General features: G+C 52.2%; 19 protein-coding genes. 14 read left to right on the forward strand and 5 right to left on the reverse strand.

Annotated elements, in window-relative coordinates; all coding sequences use genetic code 11:
* Positions 1-92: 92 nt before the first annotated feature.
* The 7 genes from DFP95_RS05255 (at position 93) to DFP95_RS05285 (ending at position 8,528) form a co-directional block, all read left to right on the forward strand.
* Complete coding sequence (locus DFP95_RS05255; RefSeq protein WP_115991535.1) at positions 93-1,628, forward strand: sugar ABC transporter ATP-binding protein; 1,536 nt, start codon at positions 93-95, stop codon at positions 1,626-1,628.
* On the forward strand, positions 1,625-2,674 hold the full coding sequence (locus DFP95_RS05260) for an ABC transporter permease (RefSeq protein WP_115991536.1): 1,050 nt from the start codon (positions 1,625-1,627) through the stop codon (positions 2,672-2,674). Before DFP95_RS05255 ends, DFP95_RS05260 begins: the two co-directional genes overlap by 4 nt.
* Before the next feature lie 2 nt (positions 2,675-2,676).
* Positions 2,677-3,666: an ABC transporter permease gene (locus tag DFP95_RS05265; protein ID WP_115991537.1), complete on the forward strand. Its 990-nt coding sequence runs from the start codon at positions 2,677-2,679 to the stop codon at positions 3,664-3,666.
* 73 nt (positions 3,667-3,739) lie between these two features.
* Positions 3,740-4,792 (forward strand): rhamnose ABC transporter substrate-binding protein, encoded by a 1,053-nt coding sequence (rhaS, locus tag DFP95_RS05270; protein ID WP_115991538.1) that lies wholly within the window; start codon positions 3,740-3,742, stop codon positions 4,790-4,792.
* Between the two features lie 808 nt (positions 4,793-5,600).
* Positions 5,601-6,281, forward strand: a complete 681-nt coding sequence (locus tag DFP95_RS05275; RefSeq protein ID WP_115991539.1) for a response regulator transcription factor — start codon at positions 5,601-5,603, stop codon at positions 6,279-6,281.
* On the forward strand, positions 6,278-8,038 hold the full coding sequence (locus DFP95_RS05280; RefSeq protein ID WP_115991540.1) for a sensor histidine kinase: 1,761 nt from the start codon (positions 6,278-6,280) through the stop codon (positions 8,036-8,038). The genes DFP95_RS05275 and DFP95_RS05280 overlap by 4 nt, the downstream gene beginning before the upstream one ends.
* A complete protein-coding gene (locus tag DFP95_RS05285; protein ID WP_115991541.1) occupies positions 8,031-8,528 on the forward strand; it encodes an LptM family lipoprotein in 498 nt (165 codons plus the stop codon). Before DFP95_RS05280 ends, DFP95_RS05285 begins: the two co-directional genes overlap by 8 nt.
* Before the next feature lie 58 nt (positions 8,529-8,586).
* Here DFP95_RS05285 and DFP95_RS05290 read toward each other — a convergent pair whose 3' ends face one another.
* The 3 genes from DFP95_RS05290 to DFP95_RS05300 all read right to left on the reverse strand — a co-directional run bounded on the left by DFP95_RS05290 (position 8,587) and on the right by DFP95_RS05300 (position 10,898).
* A complete protein-coding gene (locus DFP95_RS05290; protein ID WP_115991542.1) occupies positions 8,587-9,090 on the reverse strand; it encodes a phosphoglycerate mutase family protein in 504 nt (167 codons plus the stop codon).
* 15 nt (positions 9,091-9,105) lie between these two features.
* Positions 9,106-9,771: a Type 1 glutamine amidotransferase-like domain-containing protein gene (locus DFP95_RS05295; RefSeq protein WP_115991543.1), complete on the reverse strand. Its 666-nt coding sequence runs from the start codon at positions 9,769-9,771 to the stop codon at positions 9,106-9,108.
* A 182-nt stretch (positions 9,772-9,953) separates the two neighbouring features.
* The gene (locus tag DFP95_RS05300) at positions 9,954-10,898 is read right to left on the reverse strand and encodes an alpha/beta hydrolase (protein ID WP_115991544.1); all 945 of its coding nucleotides are present in this window, start codon (positions 10,896-10,898) and stop codon (positions 9,954-9,956) included.
* 318 nt (positions 10,899-11,216) lie between these two features.
* Between DFP95_RS05300 and DFP95_RS05305 the strand changes: the two genes are divergently transcribed.
* The 6 genes from DFP95_RS05305 to DFP95_RS05330 all read left to right on the forward strand — a co-directional run bounded on the left by DFP95_RS05305 (position 11,217) and on the right by DFP95_RS05330 (position 18,775).
* Complete coding sequence (locus DFP95_RS05305; RefSeq protein ID WP_181907268.1) at positions 11,217-12,215, forward strand: LacI family DNA-binding transcriptional regulator; 999 nt, start codon at positions 11,217-11,219, stop codon at positions 12,213-12,215.
* A gap of 166 nt (positions 12,216-12,381) precedes the next feature.
* Positions 12,382-13,707 carry an ABC transporter substrate-binding protein gene (locus DFP95_RS05310; protein WP_181907269.1) on the forward strand — a complete coding sequence of 442 codons (1,326 nt, stop codon included), beginning with the start codon at positions 12,382-12,384 and terminating at the stop codon, positions 13,705-13,707.
* A 31-nt stretch (positions 13,708-13,738) separates the two neighbouring features.
* A complete protein-coding gene (locus tag DFP95_RS05315) occupies positions 13,739-14,620 on the forward strand; it encodes a carbohydrate ABC transporter permease (RefSeq protein WP_220376326.1) in 882 nt (293 codons plus the stop codon).
* Between the two features lies 1 nt (position 14,621).
* Entirely contained in the window at positions 14,622-15,437 is an 816-nt protein-coding gene (locus DFP95_RS05320; RefSeq protein ID WP_115991547.1) for a carbohydrate ABC transporter permease, read from the forward strand.
* Positions 15,438-15,466: 29 nt separating this feature from the next.
* Positions 15,467-16,207, forward strand: coding sequence for a hypothetical protein (locus tag DFP95_RS05325; RefSeq protein ID WP_115991548.1), 741 nt, complete (start codon positions 15,467-15,469; stop codon positions 16,205-16,207).
* Positions 16,208-16,324: 117 nt separating this feature from the next.
* Positions 16,325-18,775, forward strand: coding sequence for an RICIN domain-containing protein (locus DFP95_RS05330; protein WP_115991549.1), 2,451 nt, complete (start codon positions 16,325-16,327; stop codon positions 18,773-18,775).
* Positions 18,776-19,341: 566 nt separating this feature from the next.
* On the opposite strand, the gene DFP95_RS05335 is transcribed toward DFP95_RS05330, so the two are convergent.
* Both DFP95_RS05335 and DFP95_RS05340 read right to left on the reverse strand, forming a co-directional pair.
* Entirely contained in the window at positions 19,342-19,671 is a 330-nt protein-coding gene (locus DFP95_RS05335; protein ID WP_115991550.1) for an antibiotic biosynthesis monooxygenase family protein, read from the reverse strand.
* A gap of 205 nt (positions 19,672-19,876) precedes the next feature.
* Positions 19,877-20,629, reverse strand: coding sequence for a hypothetical protein (locus DFP95_RS05340; protein WP_115991551.1), 753 nt, complete (start codon positions 20,627-20,629; stop codon positions 19,877-19,879).
* Between the two features lie 182 nt (positions 20,630-20,811).
* On the opposite strand from DFP95_RS05340, the gene DFP95_RS05345 reads away from it, so the two are divergent.
* The gene (locus DFP95_RS05345) at positions 20,812-22,287 is read left to right on the forward strand and encodes an ethanolamine ammonia-lyase reactivating factor EutA (RefSeq protein WP_115991552.1); all 1,476 of its coding nucleotides are present in this window, start codon (positions 20,812-20,814) and stop codon (positions 22,285-22,287) included.
* Positions 22,288-22,289: the final 2 nt, after the last annotated feature.

Below are 22,289 nucleotides of genomic sequence, written 5' to 3' on the forward strand. Positions count from 1 at the left end.
ATCTGAACATTGTCTCCTATGGAGCGCGTTCTAGCGCCTGTATCTTAAGGTTACGAGAAAGGCAGGCATCAGTAGAGAGGGAGGGAACGGGCATGGCCGATTCGGAATACGCGTTGGAGCTCAAAGGCATCACCAAAATTTTTCCGGGCATCAAGGCGCTGGACGACGTCTATTTCAAATTAAAAACCGGGGAAATTCATGCTTTGATGGGGGAAAACGGAGCGGGTAAATCGACTTTCATTAAGGTCATAACCGGGGTTCACGCTCCCGAAGAGGGAGAAATGTATCTGAATGGCCGGCAGGTGGCGTTTAACCATCCTACGGACGCGCAGAAAGCGGGAATCGCGGCCATCTATCAGCATGTCACCTGTTACCCGGATCTTAGCGTAACGGAAAATATATTCATGGGACACGAGAAGATACGGAGGAGAACGCGGTGCATCCTGTGGGATGACATGCATAAGGAGGCGGAGCGGCTTCTTGGCGAGCTTGGGGCGGGCTTCGATCCGAGGACTCCGATGGGCGCGTTAAGCGTAGCCGAGCAACAGCTAGTGGAAATAGCCAAGGCATTATCCGTGGACGCGAAAATCATCATCATGGACGAACCGACGGCGGCGCTGACGAGCAACGAAAGCGAGGAATTATACAGGATCGCGGAGCGGCTTCGCGACAACGGGGCTTCGATCATTTTCATCTCCCACAGGTTCGAGGATATGTACCGGCTGGCGAGCAAGGTGACCGTCTTCCGGGATTCCAAATATATAGGTACATGGAACGTGGACGAGATCGCGAATTCGGACTTGATCGTCGCGATGGTAGGACGGGAAATCTCCCAGCTGTTCCCGAAGAAGGAAGCGAACATCGGCGAAGAGATTCTACGCGTGGAGGGGCTTGGGAAAGCCGGTTATTTCGCCGATGTGTCCTTCTCTCTGCGCCGAGGAGAAATTCTTGGATTGACGGGTCTGGTCGGAGCGGGGAGAACGGAAGTATGTCAAACGCTCTTCGGAGTGGAGAGATACGACAAGGGAAAGGTGATCTTCAAGGGCAAGGAGCTGAAGGTACGCAATCCCCGCGACGCGATGCGTCAGGGAATCGGTTACCTTTCCGAGGACCGGCAGAAGCAAGGGCTTGTACTCCAATGGGATATCGGGCGGAATATTACGCTATCCGCGTTGGAGAAATTCTCCGGCGGAGGGGCAATCGATAAGCGGAAGGAGCTTGAAGTCGCGAAGTCGCTCGCCGAGAAAGTCGGCGTCAAGGCGAAGAGCGTATTCGATCTGGTCAGTTCCCTGTCGGGAGGAAACCAGCAGAAGGTCGTGTTCGCGAAGCTGCTGACTGCGGAACTAGACGTGCTGATTCTGGATGAACCGACCAAAGGCGTGGACGTCGGAGCCAAGTCGGCAATCTACGAAATGATCAACGAGCTGGCGCGATCCGGATACGGCATCGTTCTCGTTTCCTCGGAAATGCCGGAGGTCATAGGGATGTGCGACAGAGTGGCGGTTATGCGGGAAGGCCGGATAACGGCGATGCTGGATCGCGAAGTCTTGACGCAAGAAGCGATTCTGAAGGCGTCTATGGATGACACGGCACCCGGGGCGCTCGAAGGAAGGAGGGCCGAAGCATGAAACGGCAAATAACGGAATCCGCCGGCGTACCGGGAGCGCAGATCAACATAGGCAAGCCGGCCAGATCGGTTAGCGAGATGATCGGGAAGTTCAGGGAGCTGGGTTTGCTCGGCTTTATTCTCTTGCTGTCGGTCGGCGTACAGCTTCGCAATCCCAGCTTCCTGACTTGGGAGAACATTAGCGATATCGCGACGAATACGGCGATACTCAGCATTCTGGCCGTCGGGATGATGCTGGTCATCATTACGAGGGGAATCGATCTGTCGATCGGCGCTACTCTCGCCGTCTCGGGAATGATCTCCGCATTGCTGGTCAGTCATTACCCGGGAATACATCCGCTGCTCGCGATAGCGTCGGGCATCGGTATCGGCTTGATATGCGGCATGGTGATCGGCTGCTTGGTCGCTTGGGTCAACATTCTGCCGATCATCGCAACGCTCGGAATGATGAACGTCTACCGCGGGCTGACCTTCGAGGCTAGCGGCGGGAAGTGGGTCAGCGCCCATCAGATGCCGACGGGCTTCAAGGCGATCGCGACCGGGACTCTTTTCGGAGTTAACAACCTGATTCTGATCGCCGTCGCGATCTATATCGTCGCTTATTACTTCATTAGCCATACCCGTTCCGGCAGGAGGATCTACGCGGTCGGCAGCAATCCGGATTCGGCGACGATCAGCGGAATTCGCTCGGGCAGGGTTCTATGGCTCGTGTATACGATAATGGGCGGCTTGTCCGGATTGGCCGGCGTGCTGTGGGTTTCCAAATTCGCTTCCGCGCAAGGGGATACGGCTTCGGGGTACGAGCTTAGCGTCATCGCGGCATGCGTGCTCGGAGGAGTGAGCATTGCCGGCGGCGTCGGTAAAATTTCCGGAATCGTATTAGGCTCCGTCCTGCTCGGGATATTGAACAATGCCCTGCCGATGATCGACGTGTCGCCGTTCTGGCAGATGTTCATCCAAGGGACGATCATCCTCATAGCCGTGTTGATCAATGCTCTGGTCAAGCGCGGGATCGACCGCAATCATCTGATGAGGAGGAAAATCTAACGATGGAACCGAGAGTGCTCGCGAACAAGAAGGAGTTTACGTTTAAGTCGTTTTTCCTCCAATGGGAATGGTTGCTCGTCGTTTTGATCCTGGCCGTGTCCGTCATGAACGCGAGCTTGTCCGAGTATTTCCTGGAGTACGACAACCTGAGGGACGCCACGATGGGATTCCTCGATAAAGCCTTCATCGTGCTTCCGATGGTATTCATTATTCTAATGGGAGACATCGATATCTCCGTCGCCTCGATCGTCACTCTGTCATCAGTCATTATGGCGGACCTGTTCAACCACGGATTGCCGATGGGATGGGCGATGGTCGCCGGTCTGGCGGTCGGGACGATCTGCGGATGGATCAACGGCATGCTGGTCGTCAGGTTTAAGGAGCTGTCGTCCGTTATCGTGACGCTCGCGACCATGATCATTTACCGGGGCATTGCCTATATCTTGCTTAAGGACCAAGCATCGGGCAAATTCCCGGACTGGTTCCAATATCTCGGCTGGGAGTATATCGGCGGCATTCCCTTTATTCTTATCGCTTTCGCGGTTTGCGCCATCGGATTCGGATGGCTTCTTCATAAGACGGTTTTCGGCAGAAGGGTATACGCGATCGGCAACAACGCGACCGCAAGCCGATACTCCGGCGTTCAAGTAGACAAGATCAAGGTGCTGGTCTTCACGCTCGCGGGCTTGATGTCGGCGGTAACAGCCATGTTCTTAACCTCTAGGATGGGAAGCACGAGACCGAACATCGCTTCCGGGTACGAGCTTGAAGTCATCGCTATGGTCGTGCTGGGCGGAATTAGCACCGCGGGAGGCAAAGGCAGGATGATCGGGGCTATTCTGGCGGTATTCCTGATCGGCTTCCTCCGTTACGGGTTAGGTCTAGTGAACGTGTCCGCCCAAATGCTTCTGATCATCCTTGGACTGCTGCTTATTCTGTCCGTGGCGATTCCGCAGCTGAAGCAACGCTTTGCCTCTATGCGAAGAATATAACCCGCGTTACAAGACGGTTATCCGACCGTTCTGTATAGATAAAAAACAGATCTGAATAGGGAGGAAATAAAAAATGAAAAAGTTTATCGTTACCTGTCTGGCCGTCGTCTTCCTGATGACTGTGGTCGCGGCTTGCGGAAACAACAACAACGCAGGCGACAGCGCAAGCCCGGCGGCATCCGGCGATGCGGGGGGCAAGAAGAAATTCGCCATCATCTTCAAGAATACGGGCAATCCTTACGGCGAGAAGCAAATGGACGGCTACAAGAACGCGATCGAAGAGTTGGGTTACGAGGCGATTCTGAAAGCGCCGGATCAACCGACCGCCGAGGCTCAGATCGCCATGATCGAGGAGCTCATCTCGCAGAAGGTCGCCGCGATCGGCATTGCCGCCAACGACCCGGATGCCTTGCAACCCGCACTGGAGAAGGCAATGAAAGCCGGCATCAAAGTGTTGTCCCTGGACTCCGCCGTTAATGCGAAGAGCCGATTGGTTCACGTTAACCAAGCAGATCCCGAGCTGATCGGACGTACGTTGATCCAAGGCGTCGTAGAGATGATCGGCGGTTCCGGAGAGATCGCGATCTTAAGCGCGACTTCCCAAGCTACGAACCAGAACGCGTGGATCGAGTGGATGAAAAAGGAGCTTGAGGACCCGAAATACAAAGACGTTAAGCTCGTCAAAGTCGCGTACGGCGACGACCTTCGGGACAAGAGCGTGTCCGAGGCGGAAGCGCTGCTTAAATCTTACCCGGATCTGAAGGGCATCATCGCTCCGACGACCGTTGGAATCGCGGCGGCCGGCAAAGTGCTGACGGACAAGGGCCTTAAAGGAAAAGTACAGCTGACCGGTCTCGGATTGCCGAGCGAGATGGCTGAGTATATCGAGAGCGGCATATGCCCGTGGATGTACCTGTGGAATCCGATCGATGTCGGATATCTGTCCGGCTACACGGCCGCCGCGTTGGTTGACGGCAAGATCACGGGAAAAGTAGGCGACAAATTCACGGCGGGCACCCTGGGCGACAAAGAAGTCATCCAAGACGGCGAAGGCACGCAAATCATGCTCGGCGCTCCGTTCAAATTCGACGCATCGAATATCGCGGAATGGAAGACGGTTTATTAATCTCGAAATAAAAGAGAGATTGATGCGACAGTAGTTTGATTCACTGATCCGACTGCTCGGTTGTAGCCAAAGAAGAGAATTAGCGGCATAGGGTGTTTCCCTGTGACGCTAATTCTTTTTTAAAGCGGCGTAGCCGATCTATATCCGCCGAATGTGCCTCCTCCGCCGATTTAAAGCGGCGTAGCCGCTTTATTCTCGCCGAATGTGCCTCCTACGTCGATTTAAAGCGGTGTAGCCGCTCTATATCCGTCGAATGTGCCTCCTCCGCCAATTTAAAGCGGCGTAGCCGATCTATATCCGCCGAATGTGCCTCCTCCGCCGATTTAAAGCGGCGTAGCCGCGCTATACCCGCCGAATGTGCCTCCTCCGTCGAGTTAAAGCGGCGTAGCCGCTCTATGCCCGCCAAATGTGCTTACTCCGTCGATTTAAAGCGGCGTAGCCGCTCTATTCTCGCCGAATGTGCCTCGTCCGTCGATTTTTTGGTTACTACTTTCGAGATATGGTCGATTAATTCGACTGTGGGAGGGTGATGGTTGGGATTGCGACTGCCATGGTCGATTAATTCGACTATGGGAGGGTGATGTTTGGAATTGAGACCGCCATAGTCGGTTAATTCGACTATGTTATGCAAAGCGCAACGGCCCCTCTTCTACCGAAGAGTGGTTATTTCTTTTTTCATGCACACGGAATACACACGATGGACACAGGAGTCCTCTATACTCGGTCTTGAGATTAGAAACGGAGGTGTTCAGGTAACAATAATATTATAGGAATAGATCGACTAAGCTTCCTTATGGAGTGTACTGCAATGATACGAAGAATATTGTTGGTCGAAGACGATATGCTTATGCGAGAATTCATAACGGATTATTTCAAGAAGGAACGATGGGAAGTGCTCGAAGCGGAGAACGGCAGAATTGCGCTCGACATTTTCGATCAGACACCTGTCGACCTTGTCGTTCTGGACATAATGATGCCCGAGATGGACGGATGGTCGGTATGCAGGCGCATTCGCGCGAAGTCGGACGTCCCGATTATCATGATCACGGCGAGGGCGGAAGACGACGATCAAGTGATGGGCTTCGAGCTGGGGGCCGACGAATACGTGACTAAGCCGTTTAGTCCTAGAGTATTGGTAGCGCGGGCTATCGCGTTGATGAAAAGAACGGAAGGCACCATAGGTCGCGAAAGCGACATGCTAATCTATGGCGATCTGTCGGTGAACAGAGAAGCGCATGCGGTATCGGTAGCGGGAAATTCGGTTAATCTGTCGCCGAAGGAATATGAATTGCTTCTCTTTCTCGTCAAGAACTATGGCAAGGTCTTATCCCGCGAATATATTTTGGATTCCGTATGGGGGTATGATTACTTGGGAGACTTGCGCACGGTGGATACCCATATCAAGAAGCTGCGGGCCAAGCTCGGGGACGAGGGTCGATATATAAGTACCGTGATTCGTTCGGGCTATAAATTCGAAACGGAAGCATGAGAAGGAACGGCGTAGTCTTAAAGCTGTTCGTCGTAACGTCGGTCCTGATTCTCATTGTTTTTTCCTTGGCGATGCTTGCGGAGGGCTTGTTTTTCGAGCGGTTTTACCGTTCGTCCAAGATCAACGAGCTGGAACGGAACATGAGCGAATTCGCGGAGACGTTCGAGCAGGCGCAATCCGACGAGCGCGAGGTCTCGCGGCTGCTTGGGGACTTCATGAATCATAACGATAGCAGTACCGCCATCATGAACGAGGAATTCGGGCGGACGGACATCAATCCGTATTACCTGGAGCTTCAAGCTGACGGTAAAACCGTTACCGTCAGCATTCCGAGAGACGGAATGACCATGGACGATATCCCGCACGGGCTTCAAATCGGCGATTCGCTGGTCGTAGACGGAATTTTCATGGACGAGAAGGATACCGTCATGCATCCGGTCGAAATACGGCGAACGGCAAACGCGCTCCCCGAGAAGAGCTTGGTGCGGGTAACGGGTACAATAACGGATATTATGCTTCCCGAGCAGAGGTCGTTCAATCCTCTCTACCAGGATACGCTTATGGATAACGCCGTTCTGGACCTAAGAGAGAAAGCGGAACAGAACCGTTCCGCTTTGCGAAAAGGGTTGACCGTACGGGAGAAATGGACGGACAAGTGGAGCGGAGTCGAATATGAGGTTATCATTCGATCGCTGTCTAAAGGGACGAACGGAGACCGTTATTTATTCGTGATGACCTCCCTGCAGCCAGTCGGGGAAGCCGTCGAAACGCTCCAGCAATATTTCGTATACATGGCGCCGATCATCGTCGCGCTTGCGATCGTTCTGTCCTTGTTTTACTCCAAAATGGTGTCGAGGCCGTTAGTCGCTTTAAGCCGTTCGGCGGCTCGTCTCGCCAAGCTGGACTTCAGCGCGCAACCCGAAATCCGTTCCAAGGATGAATTCGGGGATCTATCGCGCGATATGATCGAGTTGTCGCGGAACTTGGATGTTACCTTGAAGGAGCTCACCCGCGCGAACGAGAAGCTGCAGGAGGACGTGGAGGAAAAGAAGCGATCGGAGGAGCTTCGCAAAGAACTGATCGCGAATATTTCCCATGAGTTGAAAACTCCTCTTGGCATCGTCAAAGGCTTCGCGGAAGGGCTTCAAGACGGGGTGGCGAGCGATAAAAGAGACAGGTACCTCGCCTTAATCGTAAACGAAACGGATCGGATGAACGCGCTGATCATGGACATGCTCGAGCTTTCCAAATTCGAAGTGAACGCTATTCGTTTGCAGCCGCGAAGCGTATCCGCGACGAGCCTTGTCCGAAGGGTAGTTGATTCGTTTTCCCGACAGTTGGAGAGCAAGCAGCTTCAAATCAAGATAACCGCGGACGAAGAGGAAGAGATGTTCGTAACGGCGGATACCAGAAGAATCGAACAGGTCGTTCTTAATTTATTGAGCAATGCCATTCGGCATGCAGCGGATAGCAGCATTATTACCGTTAGTATCCAACGCTCGGCGGCGGGAAAGATTACTACCACTATCGAAAACGTCGGTTCGCCGATTGCCGAGGAAGATCTGAGCCGGATATGGGATCAGTTTTATCGGGTCGAGCGCTCGCGGGATCGCAAATCCGGAGGAACCGGACTGGGACTCGCGATCGTCAAGCATATTCTGGAGCTTCATGAAAGCGAGTTTGGCGCCAGGAACACGAAGCAAGGCGTTGCGTTTTATTACACATTAAACGAAAGCGGGGAAACACCCAATGAATAACAAGAAAATTTTCCATCTGATCACGGCACTGTTCGTTCTCCTTCTAATCAGCGCATGCGGCGCGAAAGCGAGCTCCGGACCATCGGATAGCGTGAATTCGAAGCCGCCGGAAGCTAGTCAAGGGAACGCGCCGTCGGGCAACGAACAAGCTTCGGCGGATCCCGAGCAGGAAATATTGATCGTCATCGACCAGACTCCTAAGCCTATCGAGGGTAACAGCTTCGATTTCGTCTTAAACAAAGTACCGGAAGGTTACATGATGACCGAAATGCAATGGCTCTCCGATAAGAGCAAGATCGTAAATACGGTGCAGGAAGCCGCTCAACACGGCGGTAACGGAGAAGACGGCTTCTACATTAGCGGCGACGGACAATTCTCGGGCTTCTTCTATCCGGATACGATGAAAGGCGAGAAGGGGCAGGTTATCTTCTTGTTCAAGAACGATCAAGGCAAAGAGCTGACTTGGAAGAAGGAAATCACCCTAAGTTAATAAAAAAGCGGTAGTCTTGGACGAGAAATTAAAGTCCTAGACTACCGCTTTTATTAAACTACCTTACCTCGTTCAAATGACGGGTGCAATTCGAATATCTAATGATGTCCGCCTTGGGGTGATAGTCCAAGAAATGAATGCCGGTGTTGTCGGTATGAAACCAGACATTATTGTTCGAAGGCAGCTGAAGAAAATTTTCAATGAGCTTCGTTATCGTTCCTCCGTGAGAAACTATGGCAACCCTTTTAAATGGCTTACTATTCTCTTTGATGTAAGCAAAAATTCGCTGGACTCGTTCATAGAATATCAAGTCGCTTTCATGTTCCTCTTGCTCGCGCAGATCATCAAGGTATTTTACTTCGCAATCGACGGTATTCCCTAAAATGTTCGCCGTTTGCCTTGCGCGTTGAAGCTTGCTTGACCAAATCGTTTCCGGCGGAAAATCTCTTGAAACACGTAAGGACATCTTGTTGCTTTGTTCTATGCCTAAGCTTGTTAACGGCTCAAGAACATTTACCGTTTCATCCTCTGCTTCGCCATGCCGAATGACTAATATCACCATTATCCTTCACCTCGATTATATGGGCGACAACAGTTTCCAATGGCCTTCGGAGACAACTTCGACCGCTCCGTCGATCACTTTGATGGCGGTCTGATCATCAATCGCATACGCTGGCCCTTGCATCCCGGCAGCCCATCTCTCTGCATTAGCCATGGTGTTATGCGGTAGCATCTCGTGACCCAGATGCGGAAATATTGCAAAATCAACCAGTCCCAGCGTCTCATCGCCACCGCTTGGTGGAGTCCACCCAACGAAGAAATTCCCGATACTAGGTGCCATCACCATGCTCCCGGCACTCAGTCCCACATAGACTAAGTTCAGCGACGGCAAGAGGTCCGCCAGTCCGGACTGCCGCATCCAGTAATACAGATACAAGGGGTCACCGCCATTCACTAGAAGAACATCGGTTTCCTTGACCATAGGAATCCATAGCTTTTCATCGATGCTAGGCAACGCGGTGAGCTCGAGAACCCCCATGGACTTCCAGCCCAGCTCACACATCGGCGTGGAGGATTGTCCGCTAACGAACTGCCATGCGTGGCCGGCACCACCGGGTATGGCGTAGATTGCAGTAGGAATGCAAAGGGCGCTACACTCGGCAATCGGTTTGCCCAGCATGTCAACCAACGCGTCGCGTATGCTTTGGTTTTTGATGCCTGCGGAAGTGAGCAGTAATTTCATAATTCCACTCCTTATCGTTGTGGGGTTCTGATGTTTATTCCTGCTGCTTGTCGTATCTTTATATTTACATCAGGGTGTAGCAAGATTCAAGTGAAAAATCTAATTACGGTCATGAAAAAACCTCCTCTCTGTTATTGTGAGGAGATAATCTCATGATCGGTTTTCGGTTTTGCGGAATCCGTTTACGTTTCCTTCAGCCAGGCGTTCGCCAGCGCCAGCGCGCCTCTTGCTGCGGCGGTTTCGGCTAGCGCGTTCAGCATGACGAAGTCGTGAATGATGCCCTGAAAGCGTGCGGAAGTCACTCGAACGCCAGCTTCGCGAAGCTTGTTGGCATAGGCTTCTCCCTCATCTCGCAGAACATCGGCCTCGCCCGTGATGACAAGAGCAGGCGGCAGCCCCTTCAACTGTTCGGTGGAGGCACGAAGCGGCGATGCCGTGATTTGCGCCCGTTCCGCGGGGTTGGTCGTATATTGATCCCAGAACCATTGCATCCCTTCCCGGCTTAGGAAATAACCCTTCTCGAATTGCTTGTAGGAATCCGTATCGAACGAGGCATCCGTTACCGGATAGAACAGCAACTGCTTCTGGATAGCGGGGCCCCCGCGTTCCTTCGCCATAAGCGTGACGGCTGCGGTCATGTTTCCACCGACGCTGTCTCCGCCAACGGTCAGCTTGGCGGGATCGGCGCCGATTTCTTCCCCGTGCTCGGCAACCCATTTAACGACGGCATAGATCTCCTCGATCGCAATAGGGTATTTGTTCTCCGGGGACAGGCTGTAATTCGGGAACACCACTATGGAATCCGATCCCACAGCCAGTTCTCGAATCAGCCGGTCATGCGTGTGAGCATTTCCGAACACCCATCCGGCGCCATGGATATAGACGATAACCGGCATTCGGGCCGTGGCGTTTGTCGGCTTCAGGATCGTTACCGACACTTCTCCCTTGGGTCCTCCCGGTATCGAGCGCTCCTCGAGATCGACCTCCGGTTTTACGACAGGACTCGACTGCACCTCATCCACCGTCTTTCGGCCCTTCTCAGGCCCCAGCTCATACAAGTAGGGCGGATTCGCCGTGTCTTCTACGAATTTCTGCGCTTCAGACTCCAGTCTCACTTCATTGGTCATCGTTTATGTCTCCCTTCGAATTACAGCGTATTACTTGTTTACACCCATTTGGTGAAGTTTAAGCTTTCCCGACTCGCTCTTCGACCGCTGTGCAATCAACCATAATATTGCCGCTTTGGCAACGTTATGCTTGATTATAGATAAGGCAAGAATATGCTTGATTTTTTTTGCGCTCACATCTCCTCTTTATAATTCCTTAACACCAACATGATATGAAGTTAACAATCAAATGATATTCTTATGATGGAGCGTATGAAATCCTATAAACACGATTCGATAATGACAACGGTGTCATAAAACCAAACTGGAGAGATGAATTTGGAACGCAACTATACGATTCGGGACATCGCGAAAATGTCGGGTTTTTCGTTCAAAACAGTCTCGCGCGTTATTAACGAAGAAGCTAGCGTCAAGCCGAGCACGCGCGAGAAGATCTTGAAGGTCATCGGGGAAACCAATTTCAAGCCCAATAGCTACGCGCAAAATCTGAGCAACAAGACGAATATCAATATTCTCGTCTCAATCCGCAAGACCCACGGGCAAAACACGACGCAATGGTTCGATTATTTGATGTCCTTCATGATCAGGGAAGCGCACGCCAAACAATATACGCTGATTCAGGAGGTCATCTATGACGATCAGGATCTAGAGCATTCCATGCTGGAGAAATCGGGCGGATACATCGATGTAGTCGTTCTATTCTATTTGCAGGAAAACGACAAGCGAATCGAGCTGGCCAATAAAAACAATATCCCATTCATCTCGTTCGAGAAAAACGTGCAAGCACCCCTATCGATTTCCAATAATAACAGACGGGGGATGGTAGAGGCCACCGAGTTTCTTATCGATCGGGGATTGACGAATATATGCTTGCTGCTCGGAGCTGAAATCGACGTCAACGTGGATCGCGCCGAAGCGATCAAAGAAGTCTACGCCCGCCGCGGCGTGCCGGAGGACCGGCTCGAAATCATTTACGATATGAACAATTTGGAAGCGATCAAGCATTTCGTCGATGGCCGGATCGAGGAGGGGCGACTGCCCGAGGTATTCTTCGTCTCCGGCGACGAGAAGGCGATCGCGGTATTTAGCGCGGTCTACGCGCATGGGTTATCCATCCCGAAAGACGTATCGGTCATCGGCTTCGATAATATCCCGATCTCCAAGTATTACAGTCCGCCGCTTACGACGATGGGGCAAGATTTCGAGCGACTGGCTGCCGAAATGTTCACGGTGATCGGCAAGCTGCTCGATGGAGATCCGGGGATCGCACCCGTGCAGGTGGACCCGCAATTGATTGTCCGCGAGAGTGTGAGGTAGGTTCACACTGCATGAATTGACAACGGTGTCATTTTTACTAATTCTCAATAATCGATCTTTTTAAGGAGGTGAGGCCCACTAGGAGTGCATACATACCAAGCGGAACGAATTGGTTGGGGTTTGCCGTCATGCTGTACACAAAAAACCAAAAATAGGAATGGTGAAGATGAAAAAAAGAAACGGTTTAGCCCTGCTCGCACTCTCATTTAGCATTTTGACGACCGCTTGCTCGAACGGCAGCGAAAACACCGCTGCAATCGGCGGTTCAAACCCCGCGAACGCGGCAGCAAACAAACCTGCCGATACAAGCAACGCAGCTCCGGCTGCTCCGGCGAAGGATCCGGTTACGCTGAACTTCTCCACCAATGCTTCAGGGGGAACGCTCGAAGCGTTCAAGGCGATTACCGATCAATTCAATCAGGCGCATCAGGGCATTACCGTCGAAGTGGCTGACCTCGGCAAAGACTTCAACACGCTCATGACGGCCAAGATGGCAAGCAACGATATGCCGGATCTGTTCTCGACGGCCGGCTGGTCGGTTCGGCGGTTCGGCGAGTATCTGCTTCCGCTTAACGACCGCTCGTGGGCTGGACAAGTCGAAGGCCAGATTAAACCGGTCGTAACGGATATGGCCGGCAATCTCGTCGCGCTGCCGATGGATATCGACATCAGCGGCATCGTGTACAACGCGAAGATCTTGAAGGACTTAAACCTGACCGTGCCGCAAACCTGGGACCAATTCCTGGCGGACTGCGAAGCGATCAAGAAAGCCGGCTTGACGCCAATCGCGATCGCGGGCAAGGACGGCGACGCGGCCGGTTTTATGAGCCGGATCGCGCTCTCGCTGCTGGTCCAGAGCAACCCAAGCTATAAAGACGCGTTCGACAGCAAGACGTTCGATTGGAAGCAATTTGGCCCCGTGACGGATTTCGTGCTGAATTTGAAGGCCAAGGGTTACCTGAACAAAGACAATCTGACGGCGGACAAGCCATCCGTCTACGCTCAGTTCGCCAAGGATCAAGTCGCCTTCGCGTTCCAATCCAATCAGACGATCGCCGAGATCAAGAAGCTCAATCCGGATTCCTCCGTATCCATGATGATGCTGCCGGTGAGCGGCGACGGCGCGCAGCCGTTCCTGATCAGCGGCGAACGGGATTCGGTCGGCGTATGGAAGGACTCGAAGCATCAGGAAGAGGCGTTGACGTTCCTGGACTTCCTGGCGCAGCCCGAAAATGTGCAGAAGATCGCCGAATCGTACGCGCTGCCCGCAGGCTTGACCGGCGTAAAGTCCGATCTTGGCGCTCTGCAGAGCGTGTACGACCAGTACGCGCAGGCGGCGGTATCGAACCACTTCGACAGGCAATATTTGCCGAACGGCATGTATACGACGCTGGGCACGGTCGGCACGGCCATTCTGTCCGGCACGATGGATCCCGCTCATGCCGAGTCCGCGTTGAGTGACGATTACGTTCGCTTGAACAACGCCAACTAAGCTAGGCCTAAGGAAGAAGGATGACACAACCATGACATGGCGCAAAACAGCGGCGCGGGTCCAGCTTGCCGCGATGGTCGCTCCCGCGCTCCTATTAATCGGCGTATTCGTCTTCTATCCGCTGCTGCGAGGGATACGGATCTCGTTCACCGACTGGAACGGCTATTCGCAGCATGATCATTTCATCGGACTGGACAACTATCGCAAACTAGCCGTCGATCCGAATGTTCGAACCGCTTTCGTGAACACCCTCCTCTACGGCGTCGGATCGGCCGTCATTCAAAACGTATGGGGGCTGCTCTACGCACTGCTGCTCAACCGCAATTTTTTCGGCCGAAACGCGGCCCGTGCCGCCGTCTATTTGCCGGTCATGGTATCGGGTCTCATCATGGGGTATATTTGGTACTTTCTGCTGCAATACAGCGGGGGCGCGCTGAACGACGCGCGCTCTCTCTTCGGTGCGGCGCCTGTAGATTGGCTGGCGGACAAGCATCGGGCGATTAGCCTGATTCTGTTCATCTCGTCGCTCCAGTTCGTCGGACAGGCGATGGTCATCTATTTGGCAGGCCTTCAGCGTATCCCGCGCATGTATTACGAAGCCGCGGAGATCGACGGCATCGGATGGTGGAGCAAATTCAGGCATATCACGCTGCCGCTGTTGTCGCCGGCAATCATGGCCAACGTGACGCTGAAGCTGATCGGCGGCTTGCAATTGTTCGACCTAATCGTTGCCCTTACCGGCGGGGGACCGGGCTTTAGCACCCATTCCTTCTCGACGCTGATTAATTATACGTATTTCACTAGCCAAAACGCGGGGTACTCGTCGTCGCTCGGCATCGCGCTATTTCTGTTCATCATGGCCGTTACCGTCGGCGTGAACCGGTATTTCTATCGAAGAGAGGTGGAGCATTGACATGAGCCGCTTCCCCAAATGGGCCGTATCGGTCATCGCGATCGGCCTTGCAGCCATCCATCTGCTGCCGCTGTACATCGCCGCAACCGTGGCCTTCAAGAAAACGACGGATTTGTCGTCCAGATGGCGGTTCCCGGGGTACTTCTACCTGGATCATTTCAAGCAAGCGTTCACGGAGGGGCATCTGCTGCGGGCATTCTCCAATACGGTCGTCCTGACCGTCGCTACCGCGCTGCTGCTGGTGTTGATCGGGTCGGTCGCGGCCTATCCGCTGTCACGGGTCAAGACGAAGCTGAGCCGCGGCGTCATGAACGCCATTCTCGGCGTCATGATGATTCCGACGCTGAGCGTCATCGTGCCGCTCTATTCGTTCATGCATCAGCTGCATGCGCTCAACACGTACTGGGGCATCGTGCTCGTATCGACGGCGTTCAATCTGCCGCTCGGCATCTTCCTGTACGCCAACTTCATCAACACCATTCCGAAGGAACTGGATGAAGCGGCCAAAGTGGACGGATGCGGGCATTACCGGTTGTTTTTCCGCATCATTCTGCCCCAGCTGAAGCCGGTGACGGCGGCCGTCGTGATCTTGAAAGGGCTCAAAGTGTGGAACGAGTACGAGTTCCCGCTCTATTTTTTGCAAAAACCGCAGAACCAGACGATCACGCTGGCCATCTCGCACTTTTTCTCCGATACTTCCTCCGATTTCGGTTCGGCATCCGCCGCGGCGGTGCTGGCCGTTCTGCCGGTAACCGTCATTTTTCTGGCGTTGCAGAAATATTTCGTATCCGGGTTGTCGGATGGAGCGATCAAGTAAACGTACACGCATAAAGGAGCTGCACAAGCATGAAATACCTGGACTATATCCAACGTTTGGAAGATAAATTCGAGCGGGACATGAACGAAGTACCGCTGAAGTGGACGATATCCGAGAAGCTGGGCGGCAAAATTACGCCCGGCGGCGAGATGAAGCCGTTTTACGGCGCAACGACGGTCATCAAGCTGTCGGACCTCGACAAGAACGCCTGTATCGGCATCCGCGAGCGTCTGTTCGAGAAGCATGGCGACCTGTTCGTGAAGCTCGATACGAGCACGTATCATCTGACGATTCACGCACTGAGCAACGTGTATAACGTGGCGGACGACAACGAATTAATCGCGCAAAGCATCGCAGAGACGGAGCCGAAGGTAGCGGCGCAATTCCGCGCGATTGCCGAACGCTATGCGGAGAGCTCGATCCGCATGCGGGCGCTTGGCGTCAGCACGAGCGGGAAGGATATCGTCGGCATCAAGTTCGTGCCGGCCTCCGAAGAGGATTACGACATCCTGATCGAGCTGTTCAACCGGCTGGAGAGCGTCTACCCGTTAGGGGAATTTTTCGTGCCGCATGTGTCGCTCGGGTACTTCCAGCTGCGGCCGTACGGCCCGGAGGAGGTTGCCGACTTGTACGACACCTTGCGTCAATTGAATCGGGAGATGAAGCTGACGCTCGAGCTGGACGTCGCCAAGCTTGTCTATCAGCATCACTACCATATGAACGATTTTCGCGACGTATTCGGGATAAAGGCCATCGCCGCTGACTCGTAAGCGCAGCTCCCGAAGCAACGAGAGGAGGTGAGGCATGTTCGCCAAGCATAGATAGCTCGCCCGTAAGACGAAGCTTATCTGTCCGACCTGGAAAAATACATCATTTGGAGGTTAACAATGAACGCGAAAAAATGGATCAAGCAGGCTGCGTTGTTTTCCGTGTCACTCAGTCTGTTCGCTAGCGCGATGCCAGGAGTCACCCATGCCGCTTCCGGCGCGACATCATCCGATATGAACGCATCGCAATTGGCGGCATCGGCGCCGGTCGCCGCGCAGGCGTCCGCAACGACCGGCTGCGTGCCGTATGGGCCGGAACCGGGTTATCAGTACGACCCGAATACGCTGATGAAGCTAATGGGTAAGCCGCGCACGGGCACCTATGGACCTTTCCTGTCCGCGCATCGCGGGGTGTGGGGAACCAACTTGGGGCTGAGCCCATCCGGCGAACCGTTGCAGGATGCTGCCGAAAATTCCATTACCGCCATCGATAACACGGCCAAGCTTAAATTCGAAATGGTTGAATTGGATGTGAAAGAAGCAGAAGACGGTCTGGTATTGATGCATGATTATACGTTGGGAAGAACGACGACGGCCGGATGGGACAATCCCATGTATGAATGGGACGTGTTCAATCAGGTCACGCCCAATGGCGACACGCCACAATATGAGGGGAACCCAAGTCAACTTACTGAGGAATCTTTTGGACAAATCATCATAGACTACAACCCGTTGGTGAAGATGGCGGGGTGGACTATAAAGTATCTGGAGGACAATGTTCATTTGAAAATATTCGATAAATATTCCTCCAAATCCCTGGGCACGATGAAAGTCGGCGGAGTCGACGTTTCGGCCGTCGGAGAGTGGAAAGAGTCAACGGATACGGTGCCAAGTCTTCGTAAAGCGTTGCAGTACATCGGGGATCATTATCCCGGCATGACCGTCGTCCTGGATCTTCGTCATCTTGATGAAGTGAAAAGCGCGATGGATGTTATCGACCAAGTAAAGAACTGCCAAGGAACTCCGGCGATGGATTGGGTGATTTTGAAACCATTCGCTAATATTTTTCCAGACGGCTTGTTTGGTCATAATGAGATAAGTGAGCCCCCGGCACCAAATTCCTTGGTGGGATTGCTTGGTTTTGGGGCGCTGGATTACAAGTGGATTCCGGTTGTGTCCAATCGTTTGGTTGAGCCTAACCCTCCGGGAGAGCCATCCGTGATTCCCTGCAATTCGGTTTCCGATACGTCTCCGTATAGCTATTATACTCCGTGCCCTTCGGGACCGGACGTTTCACAAATAAAAGGCAGTATTTTAGATTATGTGTCTGATTGGAATAATCCGAGCGTAGTCACGATTGAGAATGGATATAACGGCGACGGGAGCGATACCAACCCGCTTAAAGCCGCTTACAACTATGCGACTTCGTATTCAACCAACATGCAATCCTGGCGGCCGGCCGATGTATTGGCGAAAGCTCCGGTCTTCGTAAACGGGAAAACCGTTATCGGATTCAACTGGAAGGACGATGGCATGGGTGCCTATCCGGTCTATAAGGAAACCGCTAAAGACTACGTCGACGCAAGGCAAACGGCCGGAATCCTAACGGTGGAGGATGCGCCGCTCGTATTGAAAAACGAGCTGCTGACCCGGGATGCGACCCAAAGGGCGATTTCCAAAGTAGTGGATTGGAACCAGTTTGACACCAGTCTTTTTTATAAAATTGTGGATGCAACCTCGGGCAAGGTGCTCGAAGTGCCGGGCAATTATTACGATAATGGAGCAAAGGTGGTTTTAAACGATTACAACGGCTCGGACGCGCAGCTCTGGAACTTTAAAAGAGTAGGTTCCAGCAGCACTGTATTTCACATTGTTCATACCGTCAGCGGCCAAGCAATGGATATACCCGTGGGAGGGAATTCCAATCAGGTACAAATCTTTGAGCAGAACGAGCACCCCAACTTGGAATTCTTCCTGGATCATCCCGCGCAAGGCGGCATGTTCGCGATTAACAATGTCCAAGCCCAACATATTGTCCCAAGCAGCGATGGGTATAGCGTCATTTTCACTCCCGGAACATCCGAAGTCGGGCAATGGTTCGTGATTCCCGTGTATGATCGCGTGATCGCTACGAAGGACCTTGTCATCTCTTATGGAGATAAGTATGAGGATAATAATGTTTATGTTCTGCCACAGTCCGGGAACACGTTTTCGAAATATAAATTTCGCGTTATCACCAATGCCAATGGAACCTATACGTTTATTAATCCGGTTACCATGCAGGTACTTGCACAATATGGGAGAAGTAGTTCCAATATCTTTTTCGCTCAGCTGCAATTGGAAGGCTTTTTCAATAAATCCCTTCAAGAGTGGGAAGTGGGGTCCAGTTCATCGAGTACGCTTACTTATTCCATCTTTCGCAGGAAAGCTTATTACAGTGATAATGGTCCGTCACGTGAATGGGGATCTTTCACTACTCCCGGAACTATTATAAATGATGATTCTCTTCTACTTTTGCCGGGATGGTATGGTAAGCCGATGGATGAATCTTGGCGATTTACGATTAAGTAAAACATAACCATCGTTGTAAAAACCAAAAACCATCGTCCTTGTTGACGATTGGTTTTTGGTTTTTAACATGCTGAATGGTTGTAGTCTGTTGAATATTTTCGTGGGTACACTGGCAATAGTTACAGTCTTCAAATTCAACTTTAATCTGATAATTGTGAAAGAGTTCCTTAATAGAAATGATTCATAGTCCTAAATATTCGCTCAGGAGCTTTTGTATCATTTCTTCCTTCAACTTGATATAAATGGATTTATAAACACTGAGCAAATTGAGTTTAATTTTAATATAGATAATTAGCTTTATGGATCAATCTAACGAAGGTGAGTTGGGTTAGTAAGCGGATATCATTCCTGGCAAACTTATGATTGATTCTTTTACTTACGGCAATGATATGCTTGATTTCGAATGACAATCGGGGATTATCGGATATGAAAGCTACTATCGCGGCAATATATTGGTTTATTCTTTGGCAACATTATGGTTGAAGTCACAACCGCTTCGCTTGATAACACATCAGGCTGTCGAGATTTCTCGACAGCCTGAGAGCTGCAAAATGCAAATGCGGAACCTATTTATTGAACGGTTCAAACGTTTTGACGACTTCGTACATACCCGGTTCAAAAGTGGCTATCGTCATTGCTTCCTGAAGATACGGAAGAGGTTTAGGGTCATTTCGCATAGCCTGGTACTCTTCCGCGCTGCTCCATTGAGCGTACATCGTAACTTTAGTTCCATCCGTACTTCGATGGAGACTAGATGAAATAAATCCGGGAGCGTACCGAACGGAGACTTCGGTTGCGCTGGTAAGCAACTTTACTAGCCTTTCCTGATTTCCGGGATCAACCGTAAATACATTGATCAGTGTAACAAAGCGATTATTCATTGTGATATGAGTCATTAGTTAACTCCTCGTTTATTCTAGTAAACTCAGGTTAAGGTCCTTCTAATTGATCTATCTTTTGCATCACGTCACCATTTTATGCGATTTCTTGTTGGTTACGATGTCTATGATGATATTGTCGGTTCGGTGGCTTGCCGTGAAAAAAGGACATTTCCCGCGAAGGGAAATGTCCTTTTTTTGATGCCTTAGGCGTGGCGTGTTATTAAGACGTCGGGGATTGGTTGACGGTCATGATTGCGATTTTCCCTTTTTCGTCCACCGAGAACCAGATCGCGCCGGAGCCCGCTGAAATCCCCTTATAATTGACGAACAGGTCCTTGAGCGTCTGGGTCTTGAGCATTTCTTTGATTTCCTTAGTGAAAATGCGGTCGTAAGCGGCGATGAACGCTTTGCTGTCCTTGATCGGCGCGTCCTTCTTGTCGCCCTCGAAGAAATGCATCGGGTATTGAACGTATTCCGCCAGCTTCTCTTTGTTGTCGGCACCTACGAGCGCTTGCACGTCCGCAAAGAAGGTTTCGAACTTCTTGGGATCGTCGATGCCCGCTACTTCGTATGGGTTTACGCCCGTTTCTTCGGTTGCTGCAGGCTGCGCCGGTTTACCGCCGCTTCTCGGTCCGGGATTTTCTTGCGCCGGTTTGCCGCCGCTTCTCGGTCTTGGTTCAGGGCTCACTTGCGACTCGCTTCCGGCCGGGCTGACCGAAGCGCCGTCAGTCGGATCTTTGGAAGCTGTTTCATCGGTAGAAGGGCTATCGGAGGGGCTTTCCTCCATATCGTCGGTCGCGGTATCGTCGCTAGAAGGACTTCCCGAAGGGCTGTTCTCCGGCGAAGAGACGCCGCTGTTCGAAGCATTAGTCGCGGGGCTGTTCGATTCGTTCGAGCATCCGCTGGCGACGAGCGTCAAACTGACGGCCAGAAGGGCGATGGCAATCCAAGATCTGTTTTTTTGTTTATTCATTGTTGAGTTCATCCTTTCAATTCAGCATGTCTACAGAAGTAAACGGCTCAGTTCCATAAATTGTTGCTCGATTTGAAAAATTATTGAAAATGAAATTAACGCCGACGTATGCGGCGAGGTTGAAGATCGGAGCGTATCGCCATATATTAAGAAGATAAGATAAATCATAAGCTCGATCGGGAGTGATCCTCGTAGATAACGCATGGATCCTAAGCGTCGGCATTGACGTCGGGACAAGCACGACGAAGCTGATCGTCAGCCGATTGCGCATCGATCAAGTGTCGGGGCCGGGTGCGATCCCCAAACACGAAATCGTGGGCCGGGAGTTGCTATACGTCGGGCCTTTGCACGGAACTCCTCTGCTATCGGAGGAGGAGATAGATGGATCGGCTCTGTCGGAGATCATTCGAGAAGAGTACGTTAAGGCAGGCATTCGGGCAGCCGACATTCAGACCGGAGCGGTCATCGTTACGGGAGAGACGGCAACCAAGGGTAATGCTTCGACAATCGTACGATTGCTGGCCGAGCAAGCCGGCGATTTCGTCGTCGCCACGGCGGGAGCGGAACTGGAAGGCATCCTCGCGGGCAAAGGAGCGGGAGCCGACGGGCGGTCGCGAGTTTTGAAAGGAGTAGTCGCCAATATCGACGTGGGCGGCGGGACGGCCAACGTTGCTTTTTTCCGGAACGGACAATGGATCGATACCGTTACTTTCCACGTTGGCGGACGCGTCATACGAATGAACGAACGAGGGAAAGTACTCAAGGTTTCCCCTCATATCGTTCCCTGGCTGACGGTCAACGGGTTCTTGATTACTCCGGGGCAAATATTGAAGTATGGGCAATGGGAAGAAATTTGCAATCGGATGAGTCGGGACATGCTGAGATATTTAGCCGGACAAGAAGCTTCATTAACCTGGCATCAGTTGCTCTTGGGTCCGGCACTAGCTAACCGTTATCCCGTCGAAGAATGGACGTTTTCGGGAGGCGTAGGCGAGCTAATGGGCAAGCCTTTACCCGAATCGCTCGATGGGTCTTCCGCGTACGGAGATATCGGACCGATATTGGCAAGATCATTGGCCCGAGCAAGCGAATCACTCGGGTTAAACCTCGGGCTGCCGGATCAGACGACAAGGGCGACCGTTATCGGTGCGGGAACGCAAAGCATCGAGCTAAGCGGAGCTACCGTCTTCGTGGAAGAATCGATGCTGCCGATACGCAATTTGCCCGTGCTGAAGCTCGATCTAGCGGAAAGCGGTTCGTCGTCTTTCATGGGGATGAAGGAGGCAGCCGCGAAGCTTATCCGTCAGGGGAACATCTGGTACGGCCAATCGAATCCCGATGAAGCAACCTTCGCGATTGCTATAGGAAGCGTAGGGTACTATTCTTATAGAAGCATTCAAGATCTAGCTAAATCCTTGTTAGAAGCGTATAGGGAAGAGGAGCCGGATAATCATAAAATGGTTCTGATATGCGAGCAGGACATGGCCAAGGCACTGGGACAGAGTATCTATCGGCAGAGCGGATACGAAATGCGCATCGTTTGCCTCGACGAAATTCGGGCCAGGCAAGGAGATTACATCGATATCGGCCAGGCGCCTTCCGGTACATGGATTCCGGTAACCGTCAAGACGCTAGCCTTTCATTCCGCCGCACAATAAGG

It is taken from the genome of Cohnella lupini, assembly GCF_003386205.1.
In the GTDB taxonomy this organism is placed as follows: domain Bacteria; phylum Bacillota; class Bacilli; order Paenibacillales; family Paenibacillaceae; genus Cohnella; species Cohnella lupini.

Coding starts and splice junctions, on each gene's coding strand:
- DFP95_RS05295 (WP_115991543.1), bottom strand. CDS start 9,771: ATGAAATTACTGCTCACTTCCGCAGGCATCAAAAACCAAAGCATACGC.
- DFP95_RS05275 (WP_115991539.1), top strand. CDS start 5,601: ATGATACGAAGAATATTGTTGGTCGAAGACGATATGCTTATGCGAGAA.
- DFP95_RS05260 (WP_115991536.1), top strand. CDS start 1,625: ATGAAACGGCAAATAACGGAATCCGCCGGCGTACCGGGAGCGCAGATC.
- DFP95_RS05335 (WP_115991550.1), bottom strand. CDS start 19,671: ATGACTCATATCACAATGAATAATCGCTTTGTTACACTGATCAATGTA.
- rhaS (WP_115991538.1), top strand. CDS start 3,740: ATGAAAAAGTTTATCGTTACCTGTCTGGCCGTCGTCTTCCTGATGACT.
- DFP95_RS05255 (WP_115991535.1), top strand. CDS start 93: ATGGCCGATTCGGAATACGCGTTGGAGCTCAAAGGCATCACCAAAATT.
- DFP95_RS05325 (WP_115991548.1), top strand. CDS start 15,467: ATGAAATACCTGGACTATATCCAACGTTTGGAAGATAAATTCGAGCGG.
- DFP95_RS05320 (WP_115991547.1), top strand. CDS start 14,622: ATGAGCCGCTTCCCCAAATGGGCCGTATCGGTCATCGCGATCGGCCTT.
- DFP95_RS05285 (WP_115991541.1), top strand. CDS start 8,031: ATGAATAACAAGAAAATTTTCCATCTGATCACGGCACTGTTCGTTCTC.
- DFP95_RS05310 (WP_181907269.1), top strand. CDS start 12,382: ATGAAAAAAAGAAACGGTTTAGCCCTGCTCGCACTCTCATTTAGCATT.
- DFP95_RS05315 (WP_220376326.1), top strand. CDS start 13,739: ATGACATGGCGCAAAACAGCGGCGCGGGTCCAGCTTGCCGCGATGGTC.
- DFP95_RS05340 (WP_115991551.1), bottom strand. CDS start 20,629: ATGAATAAACAAAAAAACAGATCTTGGATTGCCATCGCCCTTCTGGCC.
- DFP95_RS05265 (WP_115991537.1), top strand. CDS start 2,677: ATGGAACCGAGAGTGCTCGCGAACAAGAAGGAGTTTACGTTTAAGTCG.
- DFP95_RS05330 (WP_115991549.1), top strand. CDS start 16,325: ATGAACGCGAAAAAATGGATCAAGCAGGCTGCGTTGTTTTCCGTGTCA.
- DFP95_RS05290 (WP_115991542.1), bottom strand. CDS start 9,090: ATGGTGATATTAGTCATTCGGCATGGCGAAGCAGAGGATGAAACGGTA.
- DFP95_RS05300 (WP_115991544.1), bottom strand. CDS start 10,898: ATGACCAATGAAGTGAGACTGGAGTCTGAAGCGCAGAAATTCGTAGAA.
- DFP95_RS05280 (WP_115991540.1), top strand. CDS start 6,278: ATGAGAAGGAACGGCGTAGTCTTAAAGCTGTTCGTCGTAACGTCGGTC.